The 4,745-nt window shown below is 43.8% G+C and carries 3 protein-coding genes; all 3 read right to left on the reverse strand.

From position 1 onward, the window contains the following. Positions 1-157: 157 nt before the first annotated feature. Positions 158-1,714, reverse strand: coding sequence for a CPBP family intramembrane glutamic endopeptidase (locus IQ242_RS17065; RefSeq protein WP_193960791.1), 1,557 nt, complete (start codon positions 1,712-1,714; stop codon positions 158-160). A 139-nt stretch (positions 1,715-1,853) separates the two neighbouring features. Then, on the reverse strand, positions 1,854-3,080 hold the full coding sequence (locus IQ242_RS17070; RefSeq protein ID WP_193960792.1) for a glycosyltransferase family 4 protein: 1,227 nt from the start codon (positions 3,078-3,080) through the stop codon (positions 1,854-1,856). Between the two features lie 210 nt (positions 3,081-3,290). Next, positions 3,291-4,556: a phosphoribosylamine--glycine ligase gene (gene purD, locus IQ242_RS17075; RefSeq protein ID WP_193960793.1), complete on the reverse strand. Its 1,266-nt coding sequence runs from the start codon at positions 4,554-4,556 to the stop codon at positions 3,291-3,293. Positions 4,557-4,745 lie beyond the last annotated feature (189 nt).

A 4,745-nucleotide genomic window follows, 5' to 3' on the forward strand; every position in this document is an offset into this window, starting at 1 on the left:
AGTCTGTGGACTCTGTGTAAGACAGTACATGGTTTTTTAACTGTGGTATGCGACGGTGGTGGAAGCAGAAACTTAAATCGTGAGGTTTAGGAATCGCCGCACTTTTAGGGCGGCGAGGATGTCAACTCTAGGCTACCCCGAAAACCAGAGACTTCACCTAACCCGCACCGCTGCCCAATAAAAATAAACTTAACAGGGTGCCACCATTCCAGAGACTATGAACCAACATCGAGGATAATAAATTTTTCGAGCGGGTGTAAACAAAGCCAAGAACACAACCTAGGACGGTTAAAGGCAGCACTTCTGACAAATTTTGGTGAGCAAGGGCAAAAATCAAACTACTAAGAGCAATCGCACCCCAAACAGGCAGATAACGAGTCAAAGAAGCTAGTAAAAAGCCGCGAAAGACAATTTCCTCGAAAAAAGGAGCGGCAAGAGAAGCAGTAAAGCCAAAACAGATTAAAGCGAAAGTATTCTGGGATTCTAGGGCTAAAGTCAGCAGCGGGTTACTACCCCCTTGTCCTTGCCAAATTAGTTGATTGAGCAAAGAAACGATAATAACGAGGGGTAAAGCGACGAAATAGCCGGCTAATCCCCAGAGGAGCCAAGGACTAAAGAGTTTAAAACGAAACCAATCGGGAGGTAAAGGGCGAAAAGGCTTGATTGCTAGATATAAAACCGATAAACTGCTCACTGTTAAGGCTAAATAACTAACTACAACGTATATTGCTTTAGCTTCTAGGTTAAATTTTTCGGGATTGAGACTCAAGAAACTCGATAAAATCGCAAAAATTCCTGGTAAAACAATTTGTCCGACGAAAAAGAAACCGATAATTATTCCCCACCAGAGGGTTTCTCCTCCCCACTTAGTTTGCCAAGCGAGACTATCATCTAAAAAGAGCAGCGCTCGCTGTTGACGGAGAAGCCACTGCACTAATAAAAAGATCAACAGCACAAAACCGATTAAACCGCCGATAAGAGGCAACAAAGCCACTAAAATTAGTTTAATTAACGCATTAGCCGCTACTTCACTCTGTTTTTCCTCTAAAGCGAGTAAATCCTCTTGACGATTTTCGAGACTATATAATTTTTCCAGAATGGTATAACGGAACCATCCTTGAAAATTGCGATCGATTCTCGCTTCAGCATCGGCAGCAATTTCGGGGGGTTCACTGTACAATCCCTCTAACAGCAGCGCATTTCGTAAAATAGCAGGTTTATAGTTCTCAAATGCTGATTTTTCCTTGATGTCTTGCCAGATTTGCCGTGCTGAATCCAAGTCACCTTGACTAGCTTGAATGAGACTTAATTTCAGTTCTAAATCCTTTAGGGAATTGATTTCCCGCTCAAGGGATTTTTTTTGTTCGGGATTAACTGCTGATTTTTTTAGTTCGGTGATTGTTTTTTTGGCACTTTTCTGGGCGGATAAATACTGTTCCTCAGCAGTAGTATAAGGATCTTCACCGATCAGGGAGGTTTGCATTAATTTAAGATTAGCAAATTCCTCGCTATTAGGATCAGCATCGCTGCTTAGAGTCGTGACTTGTAGATTGAGATTGGTTTGATATAGTTGAATATTAGATTGGATTTGAGGCTGATTAACACTGGAAATTAAAGCTGTAACCACTGGAGTTAAGGCAATAATTGTTAAGACAAAAGCGATCGCTTGTTTGAGACTTTGCCAGGGGAGTTTTTTTGAGAAATTATCGAACATGAAAATAGTTAAGTGGGAGTTAGAGGTTAGCTGATGGGGTGATGGGGATTGGGTGATAGATGTTGGGGTTTTAGGGTTTTAGAGTTTTAGGGTTTTAGTTGAAATTACCCTATCCCCCCATTTCCCTATTCCCTAATTATTAACTAACTACTTGAGAAAAAAGCTTTTCGTATTGATCCAAAGTCTTTTCAAAGGCATAATTTTCTTCTGCGTATTGTCGTCCTTTTTCTCCTAGTATAGTTGCTAAATCTGGGTTTTTGTATAGCTTTAAAATAGCCGTAGCTAATGCCTCCGGATCTTCAGGAGTAACCACCAAACCACCACCACTGCGCTCGATCGCCCTAGCAGCAGTTCCATCGGCGGGAACAGAAGCAATAATAGCACGACCACTAGCTAATAATACCTGAATTTTGGACGGCATATTAAAGGAAATAACGTTATGTTTTTGCATCACCATACCCACATCAGCAGCGGCTAACATTTCTGGTAATTTTTCCCGGGGTTGAAAGGGTAATAAAAGCACATTACTGGCCCCCTGTTGTTGGCGATACTTTTCTAGGCGATCAAGGGCCTCTTTTTTACCAACAATTACCACTTTAATCTCAGGAATATTAACTAAATGAACTGCGGCATCGATCAGAGTTTCTAAGGGTTGGGTTAGGGCAATATTGCCAGAATATAAAACAACAAACTTGCCCTCAAGATGATTTTCTTGGCGAAAATAATTATGGTTTTTCGGCAAAGGTTTAATAAAGCTGACATCGACCCAATTAGGAATTTCAATAATTTTCTGACTCGGCACATTTTTAGTGAGGAGATTTTTGGTAAAACCATCGGCAATAACTGAGATTTTGCTGGCAGTTTTGTAGGCAAATTTTTCGAGACTGCTAAAAACCTTAATCATTTTCTGATTAGTTAATAATCCCACATGAACTGCCGCATCGGGCAGAATATCCTGTAAATTTAGAATAATCGGTACTCCATATAATTTACTCAATAAAGCGGCGGGAACGCAAACGGGTAATCCGGGGACAGTTAAGAAAATTAGATCGGGTTTTTCTCCTTTGAGAGCCTGAAAGAAACTCAAAAAAACAAAGCTCAATTCAAAGAAAATTCGATTTTTTAAACTTCTTTGGGGGCGCGCCCAAACGTAGGAACGTTGAATTTTAACACCGTTGCGTTCTTCTTCCAGATAGATTTTTCCTCGGTATTCGGGATCGATTTCACTATTAGGATACCAAGGAAAAGCCGTCAAAACCCTGACTTGATGACCTCTTTTAACCAATCCCTCCGCCAATTCTGTCATCAGGGGAGCGATGCCGATCGGTTCGGGATAATAGTTATAAGAATAGAGCAAAATTCGCATAGGGATGGCAATTTGGTTGGGCGATTCAGTTTCATGATTTTATCAATAGTTACTGGTTTTTTGACCAGTCAGATGCGCTTTTGTCAGGGATTACCCTAGAAAGAGGTGAGGATTAGCGGTGAGAGATGCCGAAAAAAGGGGCAATTGGCTGCTAAATTAATCCTCAAAACCCATAACTATTCCCCCTTACCCCAGCCTCAATACTGACCCTTATTTTTCCCGTACCCGGTGGCCGATATCACGACGATAATAGATGCCCTGAAAGTGTATCCTGTTCACCGATTGATAGGCAAGTTCGATCGCCTGATTAAAATTCGACCCCATAGCCGTGACACCCAAAACCCGGCCGCCATCGGTGAAGATATCGCCGTGTTTTAAAACCGTGCCAGCGTGGAAAACGATCGCTCCCGCGGTTTCAGCGGCCTTAATTCCCGTGATTAACTGGCCTTTTTCGTAGTGGTCGGGATAACCGGCAGACGCGGCCACCACACAAACGGCACTACCGGAGCGCCATTGTAAAGAAGGGAAATCAGTTAATTTTTGTTGAGCGCAAGCCAGCAGCAGCGGTGCCAGGGGAGTTTCCAGTAGGGGTAAAACCGCTTGGGTTTCGGGATCGCCAAAACGACAGTTAAATTCAAGAACTTTTGGCTCTCCGGCGGGGGAAATCATTAAACCCGCGTAGAGGACTCCTCGATAGTCAATGCCGCGTTTTTGTAGGGTGGCGACGATGGGGGCAAGGATGTCTCGGTCCACCGCTTCGATAATGGCGGCGGTGGCTATGGGTGCGGGGGCATAAACTCCCATACCGCCGGTATTTTTGCCGGTATCGCCTTCACCGATGCGCTTGTGATCTTGGGCAGGTAGCAGGGAACGAAAGCTGATCCCATCGGTGAGGGTGAGGATAGACACTTCTTCTCCCTCTAGGAATTCTTCCACCACGACTTTAGTAAAGCCACTGGTAAAAAGATCATCGATCGCTTCTAGGGCTGTATCTACGGTTTCGGCGACAATTACCCCTTTTCCTGCGGCTAATCCGTCGGCTTTCACCACGATGGGTGCTCCTTGCTCTCGGATATAAGTTTTTGCTAATTCTGCATCGGTAAAAGTTTCCGAGGCGGCGGTGATCACTCCGGCTTCGCTCATTAATTCTTTGGCCCAGGATTTGCTCGATTCAATTAAGGCCCCAGTTTGTGTGGGGCCAAAAACGGCAATTTCTTGGCCGAGAAGATGATCGGTAATGCCGAGGGAGAGGGGATATTCTGGCCCGACAACCACCAAATCGACGCAATTTTCTCGGGCAAAGCGGCTAATTTCGGCAAAATCCTCCATTCCTATCGGTATATTTTCACATTGAGGTAAAATTGCCGTTCCCCCATTCCCTGGAATACAGAACACTTGTTCTACTTGAGGCGATTGCAGTAGTTTCCAAGCTAGAGCGTGTTCTCGACCACCACTGCCGATAACGATAATTTTCACGGATAAACGCAGCCTAAATGACGATGGCCTAATTATCTCCTAGCTCTGGGGTGCCATTGGCTAGAAGTTGAGATTACTTAACTTTTTAATCGATTTAACGGAGTCAGGAGTCAGGAGATAGGAGTCAGGAGATAGGAGATAGGAGTCAGGAGATAGGAGTCAGGAGATAGGAGATTATTTTATTTATTC

It is taken from the genome of Microcystis sp. LEGE 08355, assembly GCF_015207185.1.
In the GTDB taxonomy this organism is placed as follows: Bacteria; Cyanobacteriota; Cyanobacteriia; order Cyanobacteriales; family Microcystaceae; genus Microcystis; species Microcystis panniformis.

What these genes read in the sequence shown, in the direction of transcription:
- IQ242_RS17065 (WP_193960791.1), bottom strand. Translation starts at nt 1,714, where the DNA reads ATGTTCGATAATTTCTCAAAAAAACTCCCCTGGCAAAGTCTCAAACAA.
- IQ242_RS17070 (WP_193960792.1), bottom strand. Translation starts at nt 3,080, where the DNA reads ATGCGAATTTTGCTCTATTCTTATAACTATTATCCCGAACCGATCGGC.